This is a genomic window from Martinezella rhizogenes (genome assembly GCF_027460065.1).
In the GTDB taxonomy this organism is placed as follows: Bacteria; Pseudomonadota; Alphaproteobacteria; order Rhizobiales; family Rhizobiaceae; genus Agrobacterium; species Agrobacterium rhizogenes_C.
This window is the reverse complement of sequence record NZ_JAPYZZ010000013.1, coordinates 12,850-39,239: the sequence shown is the minus strand read 5'-3', so window position 1 is coordinate 39,239 and position 26,390 is coordinate 12,850. Positions and strand designations below refer to the sequence as shown.

The 26,390-nt window shown below is 59.5% G+C and carries 23 protein-coding genes; 13 read left to right on the top strand and 10 right to left on the bottom strand.

The annotated features are described in order from the left end of the window. Positions 1-9 precede the first annotated feature (9 nt). Genes O8B93_RS18890 through O8B93_RS18875 form a run of 4 tightly spaced genes read right to left on the bottom strand, consistent with a single transcriptional unit; the run spans position 10 to position 4,079 of the window. A complete protein-coding gene (locus tag O8B93_RS18890) occupies positions 10-1,119 on the bottom strand; it encodes an ABC transporter ATP-binding protein (protein ID WP_269711455.1) in 1,110 nt (369 codons plus the stop codon). A gap of 13 nt (positions 1,120-1,132) precedes the next feature. Beyond that, positions 1,133-2,305 carry a glycoside hydrolase family 88 protein gene (locus O8B93_RS18885; RefSeq protein ID WP_269711454.1) on the bottom strand — a complete coding sequence of 391 codons (1,173 nt, stop codon included), beginning with the start codon at positions 2,303-2,305 and terminating at the stop codon, positions 1,133-1,135. Positions 2,306-2,309: 4 nt separating this feature from the next. Then, on the bottom strand, positions 2,310-3,146 hold the full coding sequence (locus tag O8B93_RS18880; protein WP_174009308.1) for a carbohydrate ABC transporter permease: 837 nt from the start codon (positions 3,144-3,146) through the stop codon (positions 2,310-2,312). A 3-nt stretch (positions 3,147-3,149) separates the two neighbouring features. After that, complete coding sequence (locus O8B93_RS18875) at positions 3,150-4,079, bottom strand: carbohydrate ABC transporter permease (RefSeq protein ID WP_405049074.1); 930 nt, start codon at positions 4,077-4,079, stop codon at positions 3,150-3,152. 246 nt (positions 4,080-4,325) lie between these two features. On the opposite strand from O8B93_RS18875, the gene O8B93_RS18870 reads away from it, so the two are divergent. Then, on the top strand, positions 4,326-6,113 hold the full coding sequence (locus O8B93_RS18870; protein ID WP_269711452.1) for a heparinase II/III domain-containing protein: 1,788 nt from the start codon (positions 4,326-4,328) through the stop codon (positions 6,111-6,113). A 10-nt stretch (positions 6,114-6,123) separates the two neighbouring features. Next, positions 6,124-6,921 carry a carbohydrate-binding protein gene (locus O8B93_RS18865; RefSeq protein ID WP_269711451.1) on the top strand — a complete coding sequence of 266 codons (798 nt, stop codon included), beginning with the start codon at positions 6,124-6,126 and terminating at the stop codon, positions 6,919-6,921. A 58-nt stretch (positions 6,922-6,979) separates the two neighbouring features. Here the strand turns inward: O8B93_RS18865 and O8B93_RS18860 are convergent, their stop codons facing one another. Together O8B93_RS18860 and O8B93_RS18855 are read right to left on the bottom strand one after the other, a co-directional pair. Continuing rightward, positions 6,980-7,732 carry a FadR/GntR family transcriptional regulator gene (locus tag O8B93_RS18860; RefSeq protein WP_269711450.1) on the bottom strand — a complete coding sequence of 251 codons (753 nt, stop codon included), beginning with the start codon at positions 7,730-7,732 and terminating at the stop codon, positions 6,980-6,982. A 349-nt stretch (positions 7,733-8,081) separates the two neighbouring features. Beyond that, positions 8,082-9,056, bottom strand: a complete 975-nt coding sequence (locus tag O8B93_RS18855; protein ID WP_269711449.1) for a fatty acid desaturase — start codon at positions 9,054-9,056, stop codon at positions 8,082-8,084. Between the two features lie 241 nt (positions 9,057-9,297). On the opposite strand from O8B93_RS18855, the gene O8B93_RS18850 reads away from it, so the two are divergent. The 5 genes from O8B93_RS18850 to O8B93_RS18830 are packed head-to-tail and all read left to right on the top strand — an operon-like array spanning position 9,298 to position 14,658. Continuing rightward, positions 9,298-10,860 carry an ABC transporter substrate-binding protein gene (locus tag O8B93_RS18850; protein ID WP_269711448.1) on the top strand — a complete coding sequence of 521 codons (1,563 nt, stop codon included), beginning with the start codon at positions 9,298-9,300 and terminating at the stop codon, positions 10,858-10,860. A gap of 42 nt (positions 10,861-10,902) precedes the next feature. Next, positions 10,903-11,883, top strand: coding sequence for an ABC transporter permease (locus tag O8B93_RS18845; protein ID WP_269711447.1), 981 nt, complete (start codon positions 10,903-10,905; stop codon positions 11,881-11,883). Then, positions 11,880-12,713, top strand: coding sequence for an ABC transporter permease (locus O8B93_RS18840; RefSeq protein ID WP_269711446.1), 834 nt, complete (start codon positions 11,880-11,882; stop codon positions 12,711-12,713). Before O8B93_RS18845 ends, O8B93_RS18840 begins: the two co-directional genes overlap by 4 nt. Next, the gene (locus O8B93_RS18835; RefSeq protein ID WP_269711445.1) at positions 12,710-13,687 is read left to right on the top strand and encodes an ABC transporter ATP-binding protein; all 978 of its coding nucleotides are present in this window, start codon (positions 12,710-12,712) and stop codon (positions 13,685-13,687) included. Before O8B93_RS18840 ends, O8B93_RS18835 begins: the two co-directional genes overlap by 4 nt. Beyond that, on the top strand, positions 13,684-14,658 hold the full coding sequence (locus tag O8B93_RS18830; protein ID WP_269711444.1) for an oligopeptide/dipeptide ABC transporter ATP-binding protein: 975 nt from the start codon (positions 13,684-13,686) through the stop codon (positions 14,656-14,658). The genes O8B93_RS18835 and O8B93_RS18830 overlap by 4 nt, the downstream gene beginning before the upstream one ends. On the opposite strand, the gene O8B93_RS18825 is transcribed toward O8B93_RS18830, so the two are convergent. Continuing rightward, complete coding sequence (locus tag O8B93_RS18825) at positions 14,640-15,446, bottom strand: phosphate/phosphite/phosphonate ABC transporter substrate-binding protein (protein ID WP_269711443.1); 807 nt, start codon at positions 15,444-15,446, stop codon at positions 14,640-14,642. The genes O8B93_RS18830 and O8B93_RS18825 overlap by 19 nt on opposite strands. Before the next feature lie 89 nt (positions 15,447-15,535). On the opposite strand from O8B93_RS18825, the gene O8B93_RS18820 reads away from it, so the two are divergent. Both O8B93_RS18820 and O8B93_RS18815 read left to right on the top strand, forming a co-directional pair. Then, positions 15,536-17,152, top strand: a complete 1,617-nt coding sequence (locus O8B93_RS18820) for an FAD-binding protein (protein ID WP_269711442.1) — start codon at positions 15,536-15,538, stop codon at positions 17,150-17,152. After that, positions 17,152-17,472, top strand: a complete 321-nt coding sequence (locus tag O8B93_RS18815; protein ID WP_269711441.1) for a 4Fe-4S dicluster domain-containing protein — start codon at positions 17,152-17,154, stop codon at positions 17,470-17,472. Before O8B93_RS18820 ends, O8B93_RS18815 begins: the two co-directional genes overlap by 1 nt. A 124-nt stretch (positions 17,473-17,596) precedes the next feature. On the opposite strand, the gene O8B93_RS18810 is transcribed toward O8B93_RS18815, so the two are convergent. Then, on the bottom strand, positions 17,597-18,643 hold the full coding sequence (locus O8B93_RS18810; protein ID WP_269711440.1) for a substrate-binding domain-containing protein: 1,047 nt from the start codon (positions 18,641-18,643) through the stop codon (positions 17,597-17,599). A 368-nt stretch (positions 18,644-19,011) separates the two neighbouring features. Between O8B93_RS18810 and O8B93_RS18805 the strand changes: the two genes are divergently transcribed. From O8B93_RS18805 to O8B93_RS18790, 4 genes are all read left to right on the top strand, one after another. After that, on the top strand, positions 19,012-20,493 hold the full coding sequence (locus tag O8B93_RS18805) for a sugar ABC transporter ATP-binding protein (protein ID WP_269711439.1): 1,482 nt from the start codon (positions 19,012-19,014) through the stop codon (positions 20,491-20,493). Next, entirely contained in the window at positions 20,493-21,527 is a 1,035-nt protein-coding gene (locus tag O8B93_RS18800; protein WP_269711438.1) for an ABC transporter permease, read from the top strand. Before O8B93_RS18805 ends, O8B93_RS18800 begins: the two co-directional genes overlap by 1 nt. Positions 21,528-21,559: 32 nt before the next feature. Continuing rightward, positions 21,560-22,603, top strand: coding sequence for a substrate-binding domain-containing protein (locus tag O8B93_RS18795; RefSeq protein ID WP_269711437.1), 1,044 nt, complete (start codon positions 21,560-21,562; stop codon positions 22,601-22,603). 67 nt (positions 22,604-22,670) lie between these two features. Further along, a complete protein-coding gene (locus O8B93_RS18790) occupies positions 22,671-23,924 on the top strand; it encodes an LVIVD repeat-containing protein (protein ID WP_269711436.1) in 1,254 nt (417 codons plus the stop codon). Positions 23,925-23,991: 67 nt separating this feature from the next. Here the strand turns inward: O8B93_RS18790 and mgrA are convergent, their stop codons facing one another. Together mgrA and O8B93_RS18780 are read right to left on the bottom strand one after the other, a co-directional pair. Then, on the bottom strand, positions 23,992-25,035 hold the full coding sequence (gene mgrA / locus O8B93_RS18785) for an L-glyceraldehyde 3-phosphate reductase (RefSeq protein ID WP_269711435.1): 1,044 nt from the start codon (positions 25,033-25,035) through the stop codon (positions 23,992-23,994). A gap of 89 nt (positions 25,036-25,124) precedes the next feature. Continuing rightward, positions 25,125-26,387, bottom strand: a complete 1,263-nt coding sequence (locus O8B93_RS18780; RefSeq protein WP_269711434.1) for an SfnB family sulfur acquisition oxidoreductase — start codon at positions 26,385-26,387, stop codon at positions 25,125-25,127. Between the last annotated feature and the right edge of the window lie 3 nt (positions 26,388-26,390).

Genomic DNA, 26,390 nt, shown 5'->3' with positions numbered 1-26,390 from the left:
CCCACCGTCTCAGTAAAGGATCGATCGTTCGGTGACGGGATCGAAAAGCTGCGCATTCGTCAGATCAGCCACCAGTTCGACGGAATCGCCGATCTTCGCCCTGAAACGCGGTGAGACCCGTGCGACGAGGTTTCGGCCGCCGGAGACAAGGTTGATATGCACTTCCGACCCCATGGGCTCCGCGAGCTCCACCGTCGCCCTGAAGGGGGAGACATTGGCGGCATCGATATCCGCCGGGGCAAATTCATGGAAATTTTCGGGGCGAATGCCCAGAACAAGGTCTTTTCCCTCGAAAGGCTGCAGACGCCCGGCATCGATATCAGCTGGCAAAGGCAGAGGATTGCCATCGAACAGGGCGATGAAGCGATCGCCATCGCGGCGCAGCGTTACGGGCAGCATGTTCATCTGCGGCGCGCCGATGAAACCCGCCACGAACATGTTGATGGGCCGGTCATAGAGATTTTGCGGCGTATCCACCTGCTGGATGTGGCCGTCCTTCATCACCACGATGCGGTCCGCCATGGTCATGGCTTCCACCTGATCGTGGGTGACGTAGATGAAGGTGGCGTCCAACCGCTTGTGCAGTTTGGAAATTTCCGACCGCATCGTGCCGCGCAGCTTGGCATCCAGATTGGAAAGCGGCTCGTCGAGCAGAAAGACCTCCGGATTGCGCACCATGGCCCGGCCGAGGGCGACACGCTGGCGCTGACCGCCGGACAGTGCCTTCGGCTTGCGGTTCAAGAGATGGGTGATGTCGAGAATTTTCGCCGCATCCTTGACCTTGCTGTCGATGAGATCGCGCGGCGCTTTTCTGAGTTCCAGACCAAAGGCCATGTTCTTATAGACCGTCATATGCGGATAAAGCGCATAATTCTGGAACACCATGGCGATGTCGCGATCCTTGGAGGGTACGTCATTCATCACGTCCTCGCCGATGCGCAATTCGCCGCCGGAAATTTCCTCCAGCCCGGCGATCATCCGAAGTGTCGTGGATTTACCGCATCCGGAAGGGCCGACGAGAATGATGAATTCCTTGTCGGCAATATCCAGATCGATATCGTGAACGACCTTGAGCGCGCCGAAGGTCTTGTTGAGTTTTTTCAGGGAAATGCTTGCCATCTGTTCCTCGCGCTCACCAATAGGAAGACCAGTTGCGCGAAAGCCGGATCAGCGCTTCCAGATAATAATAATCGCCCCAGGAGACGCACTCATCGACGCCTTCGCCCCGGCAGGTATTGTGCGGCGTCTTCTTGGAATAGGTGCCGTGCAGAAGCTGCCCGTTGGAGATTTCCGGATCCCGGACGGCGTAGATATCGGCAAGGCTTTTCACCATGCGTTTTGCCAGTTCGCGGTATTCCTCCGCCTTTTCCGGCATCTCCAACTCCGCCATTTCCAGAAGACCGCAGGCGACGATGGCTGCTGCCGAGCTGTCGCGCGGTTCCCCATCGCTGTCCGAGAAGATCAGATCCCAATAGGGCACGAGATCGTCCGGTAGTCGTTTGAGGTAGAAGGAAAGAAGCCGCTCGAAGGTGTCTCGATAGGCTGGCAGGCGCTCGTAACGGTATGAGATGGCCATGCCGGCAATGCCCCAGGCCTGCCCGCGCGCCCAGTAGCTCTCGTCGCTATAACCCTGCTTTGTCACACCGCGCACCGGTGCCCCCGTCTCCGGGTCCATGTAAAATGTATGATAGGTGGAATCGTCCGGCCGGACGGAATGGGCAAGCGTGGTGCGGGCATGGGCAAGTGCTACGGTACGGTACTCTTCCCGGCCCGTTTCACGGCTTGCCCAATAAAGCAGTGGCAGGTTCAAAAGGCAGTCGATGATGTAGCGATATTCGTTGGGGTTGTCCCTGCGACCCCAGGCCTGGATGAATTGCCCGACCGGCTGGAAGCGCTCCATCAGTTGGTCGGCCGCCATCAGCGCCGCGCGTCTGCCGTCCTCATCTCCCACCAGTTTCCATGCGGCGATGCAGGAGGGCGAATAGAGGAAGCCCATGTCGTGGTGATCGGTCTCTATACGGTTTTCGATACGATGCAAGAAACTCTGCACCTGAATTTGCGCCGCATGCTGGAAGGTCCTGTCGCTGGTATGTTCGAAGGCAAGCCATATCTGCCCCGGCCAGAAACCGGCGGTCCATTGGTCGTTGGCGACGGCCGGATAAAAATTCTTCACGCTCGAATGGTTCTGTGCCGCGTAGGTGAACTGCGGCAGGTTGCGCCTGACCTGCGCGACGGCGGCCTCAAGCGCGGCATCGATTTCCGCTGTTGTGATCGGGGCTGGAACGGACGTGGTCAAATCGAGCATAAAATCAACCCTTGAGGCCGGTGGAGGCGACGCCTTCAACGAAGAAGCGCTGCAATGCCAGGAAAACGACGAGAACCGGAATGAGCGCCACGACCGAAGCGGCCATGATCAGCCCGTATTCCGCCGAATATTGCGAAATGAACATGCGCAGGCCGATCTGGATGGTCTTCAGCTCGGTCTTGGTGAGATAGATCATCGGACCCATGAAGTCGTTCCAGGTCGTGACAAAGGTGAAAATCGTGAGTGTGGAGAGCGCCGGCTTGGAAAGCGGCAGCATGATCTTCGCCCAGATCTGGTATTCGTTCATACCGTCGATGCGCGCCGCCTCACAAAGCTCGTTCGGGATCGACATGTAGAATTGCCGCATCAGGAAAACGCCGAAGGCGGTGAAGGCCTGCAGGAAAATCAGTGCGAGATGGGTGTTGTTGAGCCCGAATTCACGCATCAGCAGGAATTGCGGCACCATATAGACCTGCCAGGGCATGGCGATGGTGGCGATATAGCCGAGGAACAGCGTATTCTTATAGGGAAAATGCAGCTTGGCGAAGGCATAAGCCGCAAAGCTTGACGTCAGCAATTGCAGCAAAGTGACGATGATCGTCAGCTTCGACGTATTGTAGATGAACAGCGCCAGCGGGATTTTCGTCCAGATTTCCACGTAGTTCTCCCAGCGCGGCTGGGAGGGGACCCACTCTATCGGAAACGCGAAAACGTCGCGGCTGAGTTTCAGCGACGCCGACAGCATCCATGCGAAGGGCAAAAGCATGACGATGGTGACGACTATGACCGTCAGATAGATGCCAACAGTGGCGGCGGGGATTTTCCGGCCCATGATGCGCATGGATCAATCCTCCCGCTGCCGTTTGAACTGGATGATGGTGACCATCAGAACCAGGAAGAACAGGACGAGCGCGATCATGCTGGAATAGCCGAGATCCCAGGAAATGAAGGCCTCATTGTAGATGTGGTAGACGAGAACCAGCGTCGAGGTGCCGGGGCCGCCCTGTGTAATCATGTAGACCTGATCGAAAACCTTGAAGGACTGGATCGTCAGCATGACGGTGACGAAGAAGGTCGTCGGCGCAAGCTGCGGCAGGGTGACGTGGATGAATTTCTGCCAGGCATTGGCGCCATCCAGCCCCGCCGCTTCATAAAGCTCCGCATTGATGCCCTGCAGCCCGGCGAGATAGATGACCATGTAATAACCCATGCTCTTCCACACGCCGAAAAGGATGACCGTCACCATGGCCCAGTGCCGGTCTGCCGCCCATCCCGGCATGTCGGCGGGATCAAGGCCGAGCGTATAGAGCAGCATGTTGACCGGACCCATTTCCGGATTGAAAATCATGTTCCAGACGACGGCCACCGCGACCAGCGATGCGACATAGGGAAAGAACATGGCCGTGCGGAAGAAATTGCGACCGCGGATTTTCTGGTTGAGCAGGATCGCAAGCCCCAGCGCGCAGGCAAGCGTGGCCGGCACCGATGCGACGGTGTAAATGACCGTATTCCAGAAGGCCGCAATAAACGCCTTGTCTTCGAACAGCCGCCAGAAATTATCGAGACCGGCAAAACGCATCGCATTGGAGCCGTCCCAGTGCATGAAGGCCAGCGCAAAGGCAAAGACGATTGGTCCGAGCGTGAAAATCGCAAAGCCCAAAAAATTGGGCGCAATGAAAGAATAGGCGACAAGCGCGTTTTCGATCCTGCGCCGCCGTCTGGAAACGATACGGACTTTCTTCCTGCGATACGGAGCCGCCTGCTTGTCGGACATGGTCGCGGTTGCGATTGCCACAGCATACCTCCCATTGCTGCCGTTTCACCACTGCATTGGCGCCGGTAGCCTGCATTTCCCATTGCGACCCGGATTTTCTCCCTGCCGCCTCCCGCGCTCTGGATAACATAATATCGATATTGGTCAAACAACTTTGCACAAAGTCAGACAAATTTTCTGGTTTTTCAAAAATACGTATGATAGGAGGCCATATCGGATTACGGAACGCGCGGGAGGTTTGCGGGCGTGTTTGTCGAAATGATGCGGTTTCTACCCAATCGGTTCGCCGATTTCGGCTCGGAACTGACGGCGGAAAAAATTCGCTCCTCAATGCCGGATGCGGTTCGCGACAGTTTCGTCGAGGCTGCGAAACAGGCCCTTGGCGAACCCTGGTCCGTCATTCTGGCGGGCGATTACCGGGAATACGGCCGAAGCGGCAATCGCGATCGTTTCGAAGCGCTCTATTTTTCCCGCCGGCTGAAGCTGAACGCGTTGGTTTTGGCAGAATGCGCCGAGGGACAGGGCCGTTTTCTCGATGCGATCATCGATGGTCTCTGGCTGATATGCGAAGAGAGCGGCTGGCAATTGCCTGCCCATAATTCCCATGTTCGCGGCGGCCCAAGAGATTCTCTGCCCGATCCGCAAAATCCGGTGATCGACCTGTTCGCCGCCGAAACGGGCGCCAATCTTGCCTTGTGCCTGCACCTGCTCACACCGGAACTTGAACGGACAAATGCGACACTCTTATCCCGTATCCGCGCCGAGATCGACCGACGGATCACGCAGCCCTATCTTGCACGGCATTTCTGGTGGATGGGGAATGGCGACGAGCGAATGAATAACTGGACCGCCTGGATCACCCAGAACGTCCTGCTTTCCACTCTATTGTTGCCCATCGACCAGCCGACGCGGCGTTCGGTCGTGGAAAAGGCGCTCAAGAGTCTCGATGCGTTTCAGAAGGACTATGCGGAAGACGGAGCCTGCGAAGAAGGCGTCCTTTATTACGGCCATGCGGCGCTGTGTCTGTTCGGCGCGATGAGCATTCTGGAGGCCAGCGCGCCCGGCTCGATGACGCCGCTTTTCGAAACGCCGAAACTGCGCAACATGGCCGAATTCATCCTCAACATGCATATAGCGGGAGACAGTTTTTTCAACTTCGCCGATGCACCGGCGAAGGTCGCGATATCAGGCGTTCGTGAATATCTCTTCGGTAAAGCCGTCTCTTCGCTGCCGCTTCAGGCTTTCGCCGCCGCCTGCTGGAACCGCTCGCCGGACAGGTTGATCGGGAAAGAGTGGAACCTTTGGTATCGCGTTCAGGCGGCCCTCACCACGCCGGAATTGTCCGCACTTGCGGTTGCAGACCCCACGAAGACCGACATTGCCTATCCCGGCATCGGATTGGCGATCGCCCGTGACGGGGTTTTCGATCTTGCCGTGAAGGCGGGCAATAATGGCGAGAGCCACAACCACAATGATGTCGGCAGTTTCACGCTTTACAAGAATGGCCGGGCATTCATCATCGATGCGGGGGTGGAAACCTACACCGCAAAAACCTTTTCACCGCGACGGTACGAAATCTGGACGATGCAGTCGGCCTTTCACAATCTGCCGACCTTCGGCGGCGTCATGCAGGCCGCAGGGCCACAGTTTGCGGCACGGGATTTTGTCGCGGAGTTTTCGGAAAAACAGGCGGAAATTACCTTCGACATAGCGGGAGCTTATCCGGCCGACGCGGGTGTCGAACATTACCGTCGGCGTGTCCGGTTGCTGCGCGGCAGCCGCGTCGAGGTCACCGATGATTATCGGGGCACGAGAGACGCGGTTCTGTCACTGATGGTTGCCGAAAAGCCTAATGTCACGCCGGGAAGCCTGATCTTTCCGGATCTCGGAGAGGTGGTCTGCGAAGGCGCGGGCGAGCCTGCCATCGAGACCATCACCATCGACGACATCAGGCTTCGCCAGTCTTTGCCACCGATGATCTATCGCATTCTTGTTCCCATCAAAGCCGAGCGTCTGTGTCTGACAATCAGTTAAGGAAATGCCGATGAAGCTTACACTCAAGGTCATCAATGCGGCTGGCGCTATTCTGGCGGAGGCCAGGGCGGAGGACGAGGTGTTCCTCGTCTATCGTGCCGAATATTGCGAAGGCGACAGGCTCGTCGTCGAAGCTTCGCAGCCGGGCCATATCTGGCTTGGCCTTGATGCCGGCATGCCGCCCACGCTGGTTTTTTTGCAGAAGGCCAAATTTGTCCTGCCGGTTCCTTTCGCGGCGAAGCGCAAGTCCTATCCGCCGCAGGCTTTCAACGGGAATATTCACCGGATTGCGGCGCGTTGTGCGCTTGCAGGTGAGATCGGCGCTCGCAGGAACCTTGCCCTTAACCCGTTCGACGATTCCGAAAACACCGCGCTGTTTCCGCATGTCCACGCGAGTACCGAAACGCGGGGGGAAGCCGCGTTTGCGGCCCGTAATGTCATCGATGGCGAAAAGGTCAGCGCTGGCCATGGTTTCTGGCCCTATACCAGCTGGGGCATCAACCGTGATCCTGAAGCCTCGTTGACGCTTGTTTTCGGTCGCGCGGTTCTGATCGACCAGCTGACATTTTATCTGAGGGCGGATTTTCCCCATGACGCCTGGTGGGAAGAAGCGAGCGTCACATTTTCCGACGGCGAGAGCGTGCGCTTCACCCTGCAGAAAACCGGCGCCGCCCAGACGTTCCCGGTCGCGCCGCGTCGGGTGGAATGGATCCGCCTGCACGATCTGAAAAAAGCGGATGACCCCTCGCCTTTCCCCGCACTGACACAAATCGAGGTCTGGGGCGCGGATTTGCGGGAAGCATCATAAATCCCTGATTACCTGGGTTTTTGGCCGCAACCCGCGATGCGGCTTCGCAGGAAATGCTCTAGCTGTGCGAAATGCCGCGAAGGTCACGCATCATGTCGCGATAGCGGTTCTGGCTGCCGCGCAGATGCGCCTGCATGGCCAGTTTGGCATCCTGTTCATTCCTGTCCGATATGGCGATGACGATGGCCTCATGTTCCCTATGGATCAGCCGTCGATAGGCCGTCTGGTCGTTTTCCCGGGTCTCGGGCACCACGCGGGATTGCGGGATCACGGCCTGACCGTGCAACTCAAGGAACTGCGTGAAGAGCGGATTGTTGGTGGCCGCCGCAATGGCCAGATGCAACGCCAGATCCGCCTCGCGAATGGACCGATTTTCGTCGATACATCTGAGAAGCCGGGCGTGACAGTCGAAAATGGCTTCTTCCTGCGACGGTGAACGACGGAGGGCGGCCAGCCCCGCCGCCTCGATTTCAAGCGGCGTTCTGATTTCCAGAACCTCCAGATCGGACGATAGCCGGGCACGATCGATACCGGGCGTGGGTAACGTCTCCTTTTCACGCTTCAGCACAAAAATGCCCGCCCCCTGGCGAACTTCCACCAGCCCGTCGCAGCGCAGGGCCGTGACCGCCTCGCGCACCACTGTGCGGCTGACACCATGGGTTTCGGTCATTTCGATCTCGCTGGGCAAGCGGTCGCCGGGGCCATATTGCCCTGACGCGATCGCATGTCTAAGGCTCAGGCTGACTTTGGTAACCAGAGAGCCGGAAGATTTGCTGCGCTGTTTTTGCTGTTCAGCCACGTCGATCACCATGCATTAAAATAGGGGTCAGGCGCGAAGCCTGCAAAATATGTATGATGAATTCTAAGAAAACTCAATGATCATACCAATTTTACCCGCAAGGCGTGGCGCGGAAAAAGAGGCCAGCGAAGCCATCACTTCCGTCAAGAGCAACGCCGTGCCGACAATTCAAAAAATAAGCAATTGCCTTTTCTAAAAACACGCATTTCGAGCAATCGATCCATTACTATACTATCAGGTTGTGGTCATCGGGGGATCAATCGGTGGGCGGTAGCCGGCTTCCGCAACAATGACCTTGATGGCACGCATTGATTTTGATGCCGCCTGTTGGGGTGGGTGATGTTCCTCTTACCCGTTACAATCAAACATCCTTCGTCGCAGCATCAACGGGCAATGCGTCAAGATGGCGAGGATGACGGGGATCGTCATGGGGTTTCAGGAAGAAGCGGCGGGCGACATCGAGATAACCATTATAAACGAGACCGCCATTGATCGTAACAAGAGTGTTTCGATGGCGACGGTAGAGAACGGGGATGCTGTACCAGGGGGCCGCAGGCAATTTGTGATGCAGCACATGCAGATTATTGTAGAGAAACAGCAACCCGAACAGCGGACTATTCTCAACGATCGCGGTGCGCTCATCGTGATTGTCGGCATAACGGTGCTCCGCATAGGACCGGAGCCTGCTCAGCGCCGCGCCGACATAAACAAAGCCGAAGAGATAGAGCCAGAGCGGCATTCCGCAAATCCCCACCACCCAGATCAGAACACCCGCAACTCCAATCGCGTGCCGCGCCCAAAGTGCCGCGCGTGGCCTGTCGCCCTTAAAGACCAGATAAGCCTCCTGCGCCAGAAAATTAACGATCATGACCAGCGGGCCAAGCGTCAGTCGCCCGAGCAAGGTGGTGTTCCAGAGTGCCAGATATCGACCGATCAACCCTATTTTCTCCCAGGCGGCCTGGGTGAAATAAGAGGATTCCGGATCTTCGATCGGATCGGTCAGATGTTCGTCCCGGTGGTGGGTCAGGTGTCCTTCCCGGTAAATGGCATAGGGCAACCACAGGGATAAAGGCGGCCAGCCGATTGCGTCGTTGATGGTGCGATAGCGGGTCGGATGCCCATGAATGACCTCGTGCTGGAGCGATCCATGCCAGGCGATCAGCCATCCGCCAACGGCGATAACCACGACAACCGGCAAAGATTGCCAGAACCATGTCACCGTAAGGAAACCACCGTAAATAACAACCGCCAAGGCCACCGTCTGCCATTCGATACGGGCTATGGCAAAGGGCGTAGATGGCGAGCGAAAAGGATCGGGGAGTGGGAGACGGGACATGAAGAGGTTCCGGCTGGAGCGATAAGCAATGGGTTTCGCGCACCACTATAAAGACAGGTCCCGGATGCCGCGCCGCACGGGTTTGCAGCAGAGACGCTAAAAAGGGAAAAATGGTTTTGCGGCAGCGTTATACGGAAAATATTTATTCTATAAAATTTGTAGGCTATTGGCTTTAATCCCTCCATCGAATTCATGAGCGCCGCCAACCGTTGGCAAGTGCTCCATACCGGAGGGACATTACGTGACATTCAACACCACACGCCGGCAGGTACTCGTCGGCGGCGCCTCCATTGTGGGCCTTGCTGCTCTTGCCGGGATTCATCCCGCCTTCGCCAATACCGACCGCTCCAGGATTGTCGTCCGCGTCGAGAAAGACCTTTCAAATCTCGATCCGGCCAATCGTTCAGGCCCGATCGATCTCAACGTCCTCTGGTCGGTACAGCAGGGCCTGATCTCCTTCAAGCCGGGCTCGACGGACTGGGAACTCGATGCCGCCGAAGAACTGGAACAGGTGAGCGACACCGAAATCCGTTTCAAACTGCGCAGTGGCCTCACCTTTACCGACGGTTATGGCGAACTGACCGCCGAAGACGTGAAATTCTCCTTCGAGCGTTTCCTCAAGCCCGATGCCGAAGGCAAGCCCGTTACCTATGCCAAGGACTGGTCGGCCCTTGATCGCGTCGAGGTCACCGGCCCGCTTGAAGGCCGCATCATCCTGAAGCAGCCGGCACCGGCGCTCTATACGATCGCACTCGCCGATGGGTCTGGCCGGATCATTTCGAAAAAGGCGTTCGAAGCACTGGGCAAGGATATTGCCACGAAACTGATCGGCAGCGGCCCTTATGTTCTCAAGGAATGGGTTCCGCGCGAGCATTTCACTCTGGAAATCAACCCCAACTACAAGGGACCGATCAAACCGCATTTCCAAGAGATCGTCGGCAAACCGATCGGAGAACAGAAGACCTCGGAAATCGCCTTCCAGTCCGGCGAGATCGACTTCACCGCGATCGATCCCGAAAACGGCAAGGCCCTGGCGAACCTGCCCGATGCAAGCGTGACGGAAATTCCGGCCATCGATTACGTCTGGTTCGGCCCCAATATCGAGAAGGCTCCCTTCAACGACATCCGCGTCCGCCAGGCGATCCGTTATGCCGTAGACGTCGACGCGATCCTGCAGGGCGCCTATTCCGGCATCTATCCGCGCGCCAATTCGCTGCTGGCACCAAGCCTGCTCGGATACTGGAAAGAAGCCCCGGTCTATGCCCGTGATCTGGAAAAGGCGCAGGCATTGCTTGCGGAAGCCGGGCATGCGAACGGCTTCAAGACCAAACTCACCATCGAAGCAACGGCACGTTATGAGGCCATTGCCCAGATCATTCAGGCCAACCTTTCCGAAGTCGGCATCGAAGTGGAGATCGAGGCGCTGGAATCCGCCGCCTACTGGGCGCTTGGCAAAAACGACGCCAGCAAGGATCTCGAACTCTCGCTGGTCAAATTCAACGGAAAGTTTGACCCTGGCTTCCAGACACAATGGTTCACCTCGGCGCAGGTCGGCCAATGGAACTGGCAGCGCTGGAAGAACGCTGATTACGATGCGCTGCACGAAAAGGGGGGTGTCACGGTCGATCCCGCTGAGCGTGAAAAGATATACATCGAAGCCCAGAAACTGCTCGACGAATCCGCAGCCTTCATCTGGATCACGCACAATCTGAATGCTTTTGCCTCGCGCAAATGGCTGAAGCCCGGTGTTCTCCCGAATGGCAACAACTGGCTCTATACAGCCTTTACGGAAGCGACGGCCTGATCCGGTGCGTGTTTTCGCAATGACAGACAGGGATACGCTGCGATGAGGAGCGCATCCCTGCACATTCATCTCGCCTTCAAGCTGGTTACGGCGCTGCTCGCCGTGGCCGGCTCCGTCGTCTTATTGATGGCGCTTACCCGGCTGATCCCCGGCGATCCCGCAACGGTAATTCTCGGTTCACGCGCAACGCCCGAGGCCGTTGCCGCGCTTAACGCCCGCATCGGTCTCGATAAGCCGCTGATCGAGCAGGTGTTCAGTTTTTTCGGCCGGCTTGTTTCCGGCGATCTCGGCGAAGATGTCTTTAACGGCCGCCCGGTCATCAGCCTTGTCGCGGCAGCATTACCAAATACGGTGGCGCTGGCAGTTTCCGCCATGCTCTGCGCGATCGCGCTCGGCTTACCGCTTGCCCTCATCTCCGCGCGCTGGCCGGGCGGCAAGACAGACCGGCTTGTCGCCTTCCTGAGTGTCGGCTTCATCTCGACGCCGAGCTTTGTCATCTCGGTGTTTCTTCTGATGATGTTTTCGGTAAAGCTGCGGTGGTTTCCGGTGTTGGGCGCCGGAAAGGCCGGCGACATCGGCGACCAGCTCTGGCATCTCGCCCTGCCGACGGCGGCGCTGGCCGCAGGCTGGATCGGTTATATCGCCCGTCTGCTGCGCGCCTCCTTGCTGGAAGTGCTTGGCGAAAACCAGATACGCACATTGCGGGCCTATGGGGTCAGCGAGACGAAAATCCTGGTAAAATACGCCCTCAAACCGGCAATATTGCCCACTGTCGCGGTGCTTGGCATGGGTTTTGGAGAGCTTCTGGGCGGGGCGGTCTTTGCCGAAGTCATTTTCAACCGTCCCGGCCTCGGTTCGTTGATCTATGACGCCATCCGCACCCGCAATTACCCGGTGGTTCAGGGCGGCGTCTTCACCATCGTGCTGCTTTACGTCCTGACCAATCTCATTGCGGACCTCTCCCAGAGCCTGCTCGATCCGCGCGAGCGTGGCCGGCTCTTGTCCGGGAGGCAACAGCCATGACCGTCCTCCACGACCTTTCCCGCCGGCCCGGCGGCACCTTCGCTCTCTTTGCGGTCACGCTGCTTTGTCTGGTGGGAATCGCTGCGCCGTTGATCGCGCCCTATGGGCCGAACGCAATCGCGCCGTCGAGCCGGTTCATGGACCCGTCATTGCAACATCTTCTGGGAACCGATCATCTCGGGCGCGACATATTAAGCCGACTTATCTACGGCGCACGGGTCGCACTCGGCATTTCTCTTTCCGTCATCGCCATTTCTTTGACAACGGGTGTCGCACTCGGCGTGGCGGCCGCCCTTTCCTCACGCGTCGTAGATCTCTTCGTCGTCGGTATCTTCGATGTCGTGACGTCGTTTCCAAGCATCATCCTCGCTCTCGCGCTCGTCGCCGTATTCGGCCCGGGCCTTGGCAATGTCGTCCTGCTTGTCAGCATCGTCTTCATCCCGCATTTCGGCCGGGTCGCACGCGCCCAGACGATCGCGATCCGCAACAGCCCTTTCATCGAGGCGGAAAGGGTTCTCGGTGCGGAAACGTGGCGGGTTGTCCTGCATCATGTCACGCCCAACATCATTGGCCCGATTTTCGTGCTGGCATGCATGGATATCCCTGTCGTCATCACCATCGAGGCGGGGTTGAGCTTTCTCGGTCTCGGCGTGCGCCCGCCGCTTGCGAGCTGGGGTAACCTGCTCAATGACGGCTACACCTATCTCGACCAGTCGGTATGGCTCGCCACTTTTTCGGGTCTGGCGTTGATCCTCGCGACACTCGGTTTTGCGCTTCTCGGTGAAGCCCTGCGTGACACGCTTGACCCGAAACTGAGGAAAAGCCTGTGACAGACGCCCTCCTCCTCATCGAAAATCTCAACGTGTCTTACAGGGGCGCCGGGCAGAAAGCGCATATCATCGACGGCGTCGATATCACCATTGGCCGCGGCCAGTCCGTCGGCCTCGTCGGGGAAAGCGGCAGCGGCAAGTCGACTGTCGCCTTCACCCTGCTCGGCCTGCTTGCCGATAATGCGGAAATCTCCGCGAACCGCGCAGCTTTCGACGGACGCGGGACGAACCTGACATCAGCGGAAACAGCAAGGCTGCGCGGCACCGATATAGCGATGGTGTTTCAGGACCCCATGACCGCGCTGAACCCGATGTTCACGATCGGCACGCAGCTCGTCGACATCCAGCGCCGGCGATTCCCGAAGGAAAACCGTCGGGCGCTCTGGGCACGGGCCGAAGCGGTGCTCTCCGATGTCGGTTTGCAGGATGCGGCGCAGCGCATGCATCGATATCCGCACGAATTTTCAGGCGGTATGCGGCAACGTGTCGTGATCGCCATGGCGCTTCTGGTCGAACCGAAATTGTTGATTGCCGACGAACCGACGACCGCGCTCGATGCCACTGTCGAAGCGCAGGTGGTGGAGATGCTGCATCGGCTGCGACAGCGGACTGTCGCTTCCATGCTGGTCGTCAGTCACAGCATGGGGCTGATTGCCGAACTCTGTGACAGCGTCATCGTGATGTATGCGGGAACGGTGGTGGAAAGCGGTCGGGTAACAGACGTCCTGCATCATCCGCACCATCCCTATACCCGCGCCTTGCTCAACTGCGAGATAGACCCTTACGCCGCGTTCGACCGCCGGCAGGATCTTGCCACCATTCCCGGTACCGTTCCCGATCCCGCCAAGCGACCGCAAGGCTGCATCTTTGCCGAGCGATGTCCCTCCCGCCACGACCGCTGTAGCGAAAAACCGCCGCGTCGGCAGGCGAAGAGCGGGCAGAACTTCTTCTGCTGGCTGGAGGCGGCACGATGAATACTCCTGCCCTTTCCCTGAAGAACGCGGTGATCCGTTATGACCGGCTGACCGCCGTTGATGGCGTGTCGCTGGATCTGTTTTCCGGCGAAACCCTCGGCCTTGTCGGAGAAAGCGGGTGCGGAAAATCGTCTCTCGCCCGGGCCATCGTCGGGCTTCAGCCGCTTGCCGCCGGTACTCTTTCCATCGCGGGAGAGACGCTCGCCAATGTGACGGCGGCCCGCCGCAACGATCTGCAGCGCCGCATTCAGCTATTGTTCCAGGACCCCGCCGCCTCGCTTTCTCCCCGCATGAAGGTGCGCGCGCTTCTGGCAGAACCGCTTAAAATCCGCAAAGTGCATTCGGCCGAGAGCTGGGCGCGGATATCAGCGCTTGCAGAAAGCATCGGTCTCGGCGAGCAACTTCTTTCACGTTATCCGCATCAGTTGAGCGGTGGGCAGGCGCGACGTGTGGCGCTGGTGCGCGCGCTTGCGGCCGAACCCTCGATCATCGTTGCCGATGAACCGACGGCCGGCCTCGATATCTCCATTCAGGGCGAATTGCTCAACCTCCTGCGCGTGCTTCGCGATCGTCTGAAGCTCAGCTATCTGCTCATCTCCCACAATCTCAATGTGGTCGGCCGCGTTACCGATCGTGTCGCGGTGATGTATCTTGGCCAGATCGTCGAGAGCGGACCGACGGCCGATCTTTTTCGCGATCCGGCTCACCCCTATACACAGGCATTGCTCTCCGCCAACCTCACACTGGATTCCAGTCGCCGGCGGGAGCGCATCGTGCTTTCCGGGGAGCTCCCGAGCCCGGGCAACCCGCCCTCGGGCTGCCGTTTCCATAAACGCTGTCCGCTGGCGCGCCCACGCTGCGCAACCGAAGTTCCAGTACTTCTCTCCGCCGGCTCATCCGGCCGTAGTGTCGCCTGCCACTTCCCGCTCACAGCGGAAGTGGAAGCCCTGCCTCAGGCGATAACGGGGTAACCATGACGCGCGGCATCCCGATCAAACTCGGCCAGCACCTCATAGTCGGCATCCCCGAGCAGACTGATGCCACGCAGGGAGAGCGTATCGCACACGCTGGCGAGTTCGGGGTCGGCGATGGTCTCCGCCACCGCCCGCCGCAGGGCCACCAGCTCCCTTGCCGGTGTCGCAGCGGCCGTGATGAAGGGCAAGCCCGGTCCCCTGGCAGTCTCGGCAAGGACGCGCACCCCTGCAACCCGTTGCGGATCGAAACGCAGGGTATTGCCGAAGGTGACACAGTCTATGGAAGCGATATCGGCCTTTCCGCTGGAAACCGCATCGATACTTGCCAAGTGGCCGCCGGTTTCCTGCACGGAAGAAAAAAAACGGCCGTCCCTGGCATTTGGCGCTACGAAAGCACGGAAGAGGTTATAGCCGGAATTGCTGCCCGGCTCGTTGATGGCAGCCCGGGCGCCCCGCAGCTCTTCGATCGACTGCGCCGGCGACGCCGCATTGACGATGATGAAGCTGCATTTGAGCGGGCCGTCGCAGCCGGGCAGATTATAGACCGGGGTTGCCACCAATTGAACCTTGCCACGCAGATGTCGCACATAGGGATAGCCGCAGGTTTGGCCGAACAGCAGATCCGACCGCAACCAAGCCTCATCATAGCGGATTTTATCATCCAGAGCCTCCGGCGCATCAATGCCACCGGCACGAAGACGCTTGCCCAGCGCCGCCCAGAACAGCGTCGTCGCCTCCTTGACCGGCGAAGGGCTGGCATACATGGCAAGGCTGGCGAGCGGCATGGGCGGAACTCCGGGGAAGCAACTCAAAAACCTATGCAATACATAGATTTAAATCGCAATGCGATTTCTTCATAGAAAGGAAGCCTGCCATGAGCCTGCCTTTGGAAGAGACCCACGCGTCGCTTTCAGCCACAACCGATATCGCATGCCACGTGCTTGTCATCGGCGGCGGCCCGGCCGGCTGCTGGGCGGCGATGGAAGCCGCCGGTGCGGGAGCAAGGGTTGTTCTGGTGGATAAGGGCTATTGCGGCAGTTCCGGCGCAACCGCCTCGGCTGGTACACAGATATGGTATGTGCCGCCGGATGAGGACGCGCGGGACGCCGCCATGGCAAGTCGCGAGGCGATGGGCGGTTATCTTTCCGAACGGTCATGGATGGCGCCGGTCCTCGACAAGACTTTCGAAAGCGTCAACCGGCTGGCCGACTGGGGCTACCCCTTCCCCCGTGACGACAAAGGCGAACAACAGCGCATCTCCGTTCAGGGACCGGAATATATGCGGCTTTTGCGTCGCCGGGTGAAAAACGCCGGTGTCACCATTCTCGATCACCACCCCGCAACGGGCCTACTGATGGCGGATGCGCAGGTGGTTGGCGCAACCGGCCTGCGGCGGCAACAGGGCGGACAGTGGCGCATCGCCGCCGGAGCGGTGGTGCTGGCAACGGGCGGCTGCGCCTTCATGAGCAAGGCGCTCGGCTGCGATGTCCTGACTGGAGATGGCTATCTGATGGGCGCCGAGGCGGGCGCAGAACTTTCCGGCATGGAATTCTCGTCGGCCTATGCGATTTCGCCAGCTTTCGCCTCGATTACCAAGACGGCGCTCTACCGTTTCGCGCAGTTTTATCGCAAGGACCACAGCCTCATAGAAGGCGCAGGCTCCGCCAGGGGTCGCTCGATCATTGCCCGCACCCTGCTTTCGCAACCCGTCTATGCCCGCCTCGACCTTGCGGAAACCGACGAGGTGAGGGCGATCCTGCGGCGCGCCCAGCCTAACTTCTTCGTGCCATTCGATCGCCGCGGCATCGATCCCTTCACCGAATTCTTTGAAGTGAAGCTCCGGCTGGAAGGCACGGTGCGCGGCACCGGTGGATTGCGGCTGACTGGGCTCGACTGCGCAACGACGGTCACCGGCCTTTATGCCGCCGGCGACAATGCCACGCGCGAGCCGATCTGCGGTGGTTTCACCGGCGGTGGCAGCCACAATGCAGCCTGGGCGATTTCCACGGGCGCCTTCGCCGGCGCCGCGGCCGCGGCCTTTGCCCGCGAGAAGTCGGAACTGCCGGAAAGCAACCTTCCGCAGCTCACCGCCCAGACCGCATTGCCCCAGGAACCCACCGACCCCGCAGCCATCATCAAGGCGGTACAGGACGAGGTCTTTCCTCTCGACATCAACTATTTCCGCACCCAATCCGGTCTTTCGGCAGCACTGGCACGGCTTGATACTTTGTGGGCGAGTATCGCTACGGCAACGGCCGCCGATGAAAGCCAGATATTGGCGCTGCGCCAGGCGCAAGCAATGGTCGCCACCGCGCGCTTCATGTATCGCGCTGCCCTTGCGCGCACCGAAACGCGCGGCATGCACCGGCGCGAGGATTTTCCGAAGCAGGATCCGGCCCAGCATCACCGGCTCATTCTCAGCGGCCTCGATGCAATCGCCATCCGGCGGGAAAGCGTTGATCCCGGCATTTACAAGGAGGCGGCGGAATAATGATCGAGGTTCTGGACAACGATGCCTGCACGGACTGCAATCTGTGCGTTCAGGTGTGCCCGACCAATGTCTTCGAGGCGATGCCGGAAGGCCCACCCGTCATCCTGCGGCAGGATTCGTGCCAGACATGTTTCATGTGCGAGGCCTATTGCCCGGTGGATGCTCTTTATGTCGATCCGGATGCCGAAACCGTGCATGGCCTGACACTGGACAGCGTGCGGGAGAGTAACCTCTTCGGCAGTTACAGAAAGGCCATCGGCTGGCACAAGGACACGCGTCAACGCCGCCACATCGACGATCACTTCCGCCTTCCGCCATAATCTGGCGTCACAGCACCAAAGATGTGCACCTGACAATTGGCGACTACGCTTTCAACGCATATTCCGGCATGAAACCGCCCCGACACGGCGGGTCGAAGCGTTCCCATGTCCGTTTTCAGGCAGTTCAGAAGGCTGCTGCCGGTATCCAGCTCGCCGTGGCGGCCGTGCTGGTCGAGAAGGCGGGGATTTTCTTCGCAAGTTCCTCGATGGTTTTCACGTCTGCGGTCCGCAGCTGCTCCTGGGTGACCAGCACCGGATCGACCACGATGTTTCTCGGCACGGTCTCGCCGGCGATTTCAAGTGCAGCGGCGCGCACCGATACTGCACCGACGACAGCCGGATTGGTCGCCGCAGTTGCAACCCAGGGGCTGCCGGGCTCGACGATTTCCTGAATATCGGCCGTGGAAATATCGGCGGAATAAATCTTGATTTTATCGCTGATGCCAATATCCGCCGCGGCCAGTTTCACGCCACGCGCAAACTCGTCATAGGGTGCAAAAATCACCGCGATATCAGGGTTGGCGCGCAGAACGGCCTTGGCCTGATCGGCGGTGGCTGCCGCGGTCGTGTCGCTCACCGTGCCGAAACGGGCTTTCTCGACAATGCCCTTATTGGCTGTTTTCACCTTGTCCCACACCTCGTTGCGGCGGTCGAGCGGCGCAAAGCCCGCCACGTAGGCATAACCGGCCGCAAAGCTCGTGCCGTTATCCTTCAGGGCCTGATCAAGCGCCAGCTCGGCCAGACGATGATCCGACTGCTCGACCTGAGGGATCTTCGGATTATTGAGATTCACGTCGAAAGCGACGACCTTGATGCCCTTGTTCAGCGCCTGCTGAACCACATCCGTCAGCGATTCCGGCTGGCCGTGATCGATGATGATGGCCTTAACACCGAGATTGATCGCCTGCAGGATCTGCTCACGCTGCTGCGCCGCATCCTGCCTGCCGGGGAATATCCTGAGGTCTGCGCCCAGCGCCTTGGCCTGCGCCTCTGCACCCGACTGATAGGCCTGGAAGAAATCGCCGGCGGAAATATAGCTGATCAATGCAATCTTAACGCCGCCCTTGTCGAAGGGATCGGGTGCGCCTTTCAGCCCTTCCGCGCTTACGGCACCGGCGGCCAGAAGCGAAGGCAAAACCGCAAGGGCAATATGACCGGGTTTAAAAGACATCGGGATTTTTCTCCAATTGGATGGCGCCTGTATCAGCCATCAAATTAAGAGCATATAATCTATCGTTTTTATGGGTTTAAAATTGCTATTTTGCTCGGGATAACGAGTTTTCTTTTGTCCGCAAGAGGCGTGCGGGAAGAGGTTTTGCTCATGACCGTGACGGCGGGTGTTCCCCCCTGTGGCTTTGAAGGACAACTGATGACTGACGGCCGATACGGCGTAAAACTGATGAATTTCAAAACCTTGGAGCATACACCGGCGAGCGGGGAAATTTATTCCATGCTTTGGCGACACAATAGAAGGCCCATTCTTGTCTGCGGCTGCAAAAGTATTACCAAACTGGATTGTTCCAGGATGGATTTCCGCACATGCCCCTTCTCGACGTTCAGAACATTTCCCATGCGTTCGGCTCCACCAAGGCCCTCACCGATGCACGCCTGACGATCGAGGCAGGTGAAGTCGTCGCACTGATGGGCGCAAACGGTGCTGGAAAATCCACGCTCGTCAAAATCCTCTCCGGGCTTTATCCGCCCGATGCCGGAACGATGATATGGCAAGGCAAGCCATTTTCGCCGCAAAGCCCGGCGGATGCGGCATCACAGGGCATCGTGACGGTTCACCAATCAACGGATGTCGTCGGCATCCCGGGCCTGACGGTCGCGGACGCGCTGCTTCTCAACCATTTCGTCGATGGCCGTCATCCCTTCTTCCTGTCGAAAAAATCGGTCCGTCGGCAGGCGGCGACCATTCTTGCCGAAACCGGCTTCGATCTGCCGCTCGACCGGGATTTCGAAACGCTGAGCGCCGCCGACCGGCAGCAGGTCGCCATTGCCCGCGCTTTGGCAAACAAGGCCCGGCTGATCATCCTGGACGAACCGACGGCCAGCCTCTCCGCCCGGGAATCCGCTCGTCTCTACGATCTCGTGCGATCCCTGAAGGCGCGCGGGATCGGTGTGCTCTATATCTCGCATCGAACTGCCGATCTCGAAGCGCTCGCGGACCGGGTCGAAATCCTGCGCGGCGGGCGCAATGTCGGTTCATTCGTCCGGCCCGTCGATTTCAACGCCGCCATTGAAACCATGATCGGCCGTTCGCTGAATGCGGCGCGCCCGGACCGGCGACGCGATTTCGAAAAGACGGTGCTGCGGCTGGAAAATACCCGTCTGCTGCCGGAAAGCGCGCCCTTTTCCCTTTCCGTCCGGGAGGGAGAGGTGGTTGCCATCACCGGTGTTCTGGGCGCCGGCAAAAGCCGTCTTCTGTCCACGCTGTTCGGCCTTGGCGCCTTTTCGGGCGGACAGGCATTTGTGGATGGAAAGGCCTATGCGCCGGGCAGCCCCGCCGAAGCGATCGCCGCCGGTGTGGTGATGGCCGCCGAAGATCGGCACAGATCCTCCTTCATCCACGCCGACTGGCCGGGCGAAAGCATTGCCGCAACGATCAGCCTGCCGCATCTCAAACAATGGTATCCCTCCGGTTTCCTGTTATCTAACCGGGAAAAAGAAGAGGGCCGGAAAGCGATCCACCGCCTGTCAATCAAGGCGCGATCGGCCGAGGCCTCCGTCTGGTCGCTTTCCGGCGGCAACCAGCAGAAGGTCGTGATCGGCCGCTGGGAAGCCGAGCCCAGCCGCCTGCTTTTGCTGGATGAGCCATTCCAGGGCGTCGATGTGGGCGCGAGGCAGGACATCATTGCCGCCATCCGCCGCCATTCCGCGCGCGCCACGCTCATCGCCACGTCCGACCCGGAAGAAGCCTATGAGGTGGCGGACCGGGTTCTCGTAATGGATAGCCACACCCTTCTCGAACAAACCAACGATGCCGGAACGCCGCATCTTCACAAGGAACCCGCCTGATGGTCGACGGCACCCGAGAGATTTCAGAACAAACAAAAGAAACGGCGACATTGGAAACCCTGCGAAACGCGATAAGACGCGGCGCGGTTTTCCTGCTGCTGGCGGCGATGGTCGTCGGCTTTTCGCTCGCGCAGCCCGCCTTCATCAACATCAACAATCTCATGAGCATCCTGCAGGCGGTCTCCGTGGTCGCCATCATCGGTGCGGGCGTCAGCATCACGCTTGCCATCAACGGTTTCGACCTGTCGGTCGGGGCGGTGGCGGCATCCAGCGTCATGGCCGCGAGTTATGCGATGATCGTGCTGGGGCTGAACGTCTGGCAGACGGTGCCGCTGGTGCTGGCCTTCGGCGCACTTGTCGGCCTTGCCAATGCCTTCCTGATCGTCAGGCTCAAGGTGCCGGACCTGCTGGCGACACTCGCCACCATGTTCCTGCTGACCGGCCTCCAGCTCATTCCAACAGCCGGCCGCTCCATCTCCGTCGGCCTCATCCTGCCTGACGGTTCGACGGCCAGCGGCAAATACGATCCCGCCTTTCTGACGATCGGGCGCTCCAGCCTGTTCGGCTTCATCCCCCTGCCCGTGGTGCTGATGGCCATCGTCGCCGTCGTTCTGTTCATTCTCACCGAAAAAACGAGGTTGGGCCGCCTGATCTACGCCACCGGCGGCAATGAGACGGCAGCGCGACTTGCAGGCGCCAATGTCGACAGGATCAAGACCTTCGCTTACGTGCTTTCCGGCACGCTCGCGGCGCTTGGCGGCATCATCGTCGCCGCCCGCGTCGGCCGGGGTGACGTTTCCTCCGGCGCGTCGCTGCTGATGGATTCGGTCGCCGCCGCGCTGATCGGCTTTGCGGTTCTGGCGCTGCGCCGTCCAAACGTTCTCGGCACGCTTGTCGGCGCCGTTTTCGTCGGCGTGCTGCTCAATGGCCTCACCATGCTGAACGCGCCTTATTACACGCAGGACTTCATCAAGGGCGCCGTTCTGGTTGGCGCGCTGGCGCTGACCTACGGCGTTGCCCGCTCGAAAATCTGACCATTCAATATCCGTCCAGAGAAGTGGAAACCATGTTCAAGACCGTCAAGAAACTGGCCGCGGCCGTCATCTCGCTTACCCTCCTCTCCACCGGCGCCTTTTCCGCCGGCATCGACGGCGCGCCTGCGCCCTTCGACAAGAAGACGGTCAATATTGCCGTCGTCAGCTTCCTCGGCAGCGGCGACTGGCTGCAGGCCTTTGAGGCCGGCGTCAAGCGGCAGGCCGATACGCTGGGCGTCAAGCTCACCGTCTCCCAGGCCCGCAACGACAACGACACGCAGAGAAACCTCGTCGAGCAGGCGATCAATCTCGGCGTCGACGGCATCATCATCAACAATGGCCGCCCGGAAGTACTGAAGGACGTGGCGCAAAAGGCGCTCGATAAGGGTATCAAGGTCGTTGCCTATGATGTGGACCTCGACAATCCGCAAATCCCGCAGATCGAGCAGAGCGACAAGGACATGGCGAGGCTGGTGCTGGACCAGGCTGTGAAGGACAAGGGCGACGGTTTTGTCGGCGGAGCGGTCTACGTCGCCGGCTTTGCACCACTCGACCGGCGTTACGCCGTGTGGAAAGACTTCATCGCCAAACACAATCTGAAGGAAAAGGCCGTCTGGGGCGTCGTCAACGATACGGTGCCGGCCTCAGTCGCCGATCAGACAAAGGCCATCCTGCGCGCCAATCCGGATATTTCCGTCATCTTCACCCCTTGGGATGAGTTCGCCAAGGGCGCTAAACTCGCTATCGACGAACTTGGCCTTTCGCAGCAGGTGAAGATTTACGGCGTCGATATTTCGACGGCCGACATCCAGCTCATCACCGAGCCGGACAGCGCATGGGTCGCCACCGCCGCAACCAACGCCGCGGTCGTCGGCGAAGTATCGGTGCGCGCCGCCGCGCTTTCCATCGCCGGCCAGTTCCCCGGCCGGTCGGTGCTGTTGCAGCCGACCCTCATCACCCGCGACGATCTGGTGAAAAACGACATCAGCACCATCGAGGATCTCCAGAAGAAATTCCCGGCATTCCTGAAAAGCGATGCTGCCACCACCACCTGGATTCCCGCCGTCAAGCACTGACCGCCTTCGCCAATATGCGCCGCCGCCCACAGGCGGCGCTTTTCCCGTCGCAACGCAAGAGCACACCATGGCCGCCACAGACCTTCCGACACCCGATTTTGCCCACAACATGAAACTCATCGGCCACAGCGATATCGGCGGCCGTGGCGATGGCCTGCAACTGATGGTCCATCGCGGTTACGCCTATGTGGCGCATCCATGGTCGCAGGGTTTTTCGATCATCGACGTGCGCGACGCTAAAAACCCTGTCACCGTCAACTACGTGCAGGCCCCGGCGAACACCTGGAACATTCACCTCCAGACCCATGACGACCTGCTGCTGGTCATCAATGCGCTCGATCTTTTCGCCGATGTCCAGTCCTTCACCGATGAAAGAGCCTATTACACCAAATCAGTCGGTGAGACGGTCGCTGCGGAAAAGAGGGAGCGGGTGTGGACTGCGGGCATGACGGTGTTCGACATCTCGACACCCGACAAGCCCAGGAAAATCGGCCAGCTGGATGTCGACGGCATCGGTTTCCACCGCCTGTGGTATGTGGGCGGGCGTTACGCCTACGCGTCGGCGCTGCTGGACGGCTTTTCCGATTATATCTTCGTCACCATCGATCTTGCCGATCCAACAAAACCGCAATTGCTGGGCCGCTGGTGGCTGCCGGGCATGAACACGGCCGCGGGTGAAAAACCGGCATGGGGCGAGGGAAAACGCTATGCCCTGCATCACGCGCTGGTGCATGGCGACACCGCCTATGCCTGCTGGCGTGATGGCGGGCTGACCCTGCTCGATGTCAGCGATCATTCAGCTCCCAGATTGATCGCTCACCGCAACTGGTCACCGCCCTATGGCGGCGGCACCCATTCCCCCCTGCCCCTGCCGGGCCGCGACCTGCTGGTCGTCGCCGACGAGGCCGTGCTTGATAATGAGGAGGATGGGCGCAAACATACCTGGATCTTTGATATCCGCGTTCCGGAAAATCCGGTCAGCATCTCGACATTCCCGATCCCGAACGAGATCGATTACGCGAAGAAGGGCGGCCATTTCGGCCCGCACAACCTGCATGAAAACCGGCCGGGTTCCTTCGTATCGGAAACGCTGATCTTCGCCACCTGGCAAAATGCCGGCATCCGCGCCTTCGATATTTCCGATCCCTATCGTCCCGTTGAAACCGGCGCGCTCGTTCCGGCAGGGCCCACAACGATGACGGACCGGCGACCGGGCCGGCCAAAGGTCATCCAGTCGGCCGATGTCTTTGTTGACGCCAACGGTCTGATCTACGCGACCGACTATAATGCCGGGCTGGAAATCATCGAATATGGCGGTTGAGACGGCGTGACTTCTTAAAGGAAATCGCCCGGGAAAACCCGGGCGATTGCTGGTAAAACAGAATGCATCAAACCACTTCGTCGTGGGACGGTTTCTCCCACAGATTGATGCCGCCTTCGACGGCATAACGATCGATTTCCGCCAGTTCTTCCGTCGTGAAATACGGGTTGTTGAGTGCGGCGACATTTTCCTCCACCTGCCTGGCAGAGCTTGCACCGATCAGTGCCGAGGTAACGCGCTGGTCGCGCAACACCCAGGCGATGGCTAGCTGCGCCAGCGATTGCCCGCGGTTTTTGGCAATGTCGTTCAGCGCACGAGCCCGTTCGATGTTTTCCTGCTTCAGATGCTCCGGCCGCAGGAAATCCCCGCCCGGACGGTTAACGCGCGCATCCTGCGGCACACCATCAAGATATTTGTTGGTCAGCAGCCCCTGCGCCAGCGGCGTGAAGGCGATCACCCCCGCGCCCACCTCGTCGGTCGCGTCCAGAAGGTCCTTCTCAGCCCAGCGGTTGAAGAGATTATAGGCGGGCTGGTTGATGAGGAGCGGCACACCACGCTCCTTCAGCAGAGCCGCAATTTCACGCGTCTTCACGCCGGAATAGGACGATACGCCGACATAGAGCGCCTTGCCCTGACGAACGGCCTGTGCCAGCGCATCGGCAGTTTCTTCGAGCGGCGTTTCCGCATCGAAACGATGCGAATAAAAAATATCGACATAGTCCAGCCCCAGCCGTGTCAGGCTTTGATCGAGGCTGGAAAGCAGGGCTTTTTTGGAACCGCCGCCGCGTCCATAGGGGCCGGGCCACATGTCCCATCCGGCCTTCGTGGAGATGATCAGTTCGTCACGGTAATTGGCAAGATCCTGTTTCAATATATGGCCGAAATTCAGTTCGGCGCTGCCGGCGGGCGGGCCGTAATTATTGGCGAGGTCGAAATGGGTGATACCGAGATCGAAAGCCTTGAAAAGAATGGAACGTTGCGTTTCAAGCGGCGTCGTATCGCCGAAATTGTGCCAGAGGCCAAAAGAAATCGCCGGCAGTTTCAGGCCGCTGCGTCCGACACGGCGGAAGGTGGCGTCTTCATAGCGGTTGGGATCTGGATGATACGTCATGGTCTGTGTTTCCTGGTGGCGTTGAACGGCGCTCCGTCGGTTGATGATCGCCGGTTCGGGTGGGAGATTTGTGATTGTGAAACCGGACGCTAGATGGCCCCGTGTCGCGGCGGTAGCGCGCCGTTCAGATAAAAATTGCCGATATGGTGATATTTCCAGCGGACGGGATCATGCAGCGAATGGGTTCGGGCATTGCGCCAGTAACGGTCCAGCCCGTAGCTTTCCAGCGTGGAACGCGCCCCGCCGAGTTCGATGAGCTTCGTGGACGCAAGTTGAGCGACTTCAGTGCCGAGCGACTTGACCTCCGCCACCGCAATGGACGCCGCCGCCACCGATTTTTCGTCCGGTACCGCACTCGCAATGTCAAGAATACGGCCGGCTCTCGCAAGAAGCGCGTCGGCCGCATGCACGCGGATGGAAACGTCTCCGACGGCGTGAATGGTATGCGGGTCTTCGTAACCGTGCTCGATGCTCAGTTCGAAAAACGGCCGGGCATGGGCGCGAACATAGGAGATCGTCTCCGCCAGGGCTCCGCGCGCGATACCGACCTGAACGGCGGCATGAATGATCTGCGCAAAAGGCCCCATGGCCGTGGGCCGCTCGAAGACGATATCGTGATCCACGACCTGAAAGGGCATGATTTCAACCTCATCGAAGGTGACTGTGCCGCTGCCCGTCGTGCGCTGGCCAAAGGACGTCCAGTCGTCAACAAGGGAAAGACCAGCCGTTGCGCGGTCGATAAAGACGATGTTCACCCGCCCATCCGGCCCCTTGGCGACGACAACGATGATATGGGCAAACAGAGAACCGGTGGAATAGAACTTCTGTCCGTTCAGCAGCAGCCTGCCGTCCCGCTCGGCGAAGTGCGTCTTGTAGTCGACCGGGGTTTTCGTGCCGATTTCGGTAAAGGCATTGCCCAGCCGGTCTCCGTCGAGAATGCGCTCAAAATAATGACGCTTCTGTTCTTCGCTGCCCGCAAGCCGCAACGCTTCGACCATGTAGAAGTGGTTTTGCGGAATTTGCCCGATGCTGCCATCGGCGGCGGAAATGATCGCGGTCACTTCCGCCAGCGTTACGGCCGAAACGCCGGCACCGCCATAGTCCTTCGGCACGGTAATGGCCCACAACCCGCTTTGCGAGAAACGCTCGATTTCGGCGAGCGGCAACCGCCGCTCCCTGTCGCGTTCCGCCGCCCCGGCAGCAAAGCCGCGCGCAAGCTCCTGCGCAACGGCAATCGCTTCCGCATCGTCCTTTATGATGTGGGCCTTCGTCCGGCGCGGCGGGATATGCGGCGCAGGTTTTCCCGAGGTCAACGCGGCCTCGCGATGCAGCTTCCGGTCGTTCGTTGTCATGGA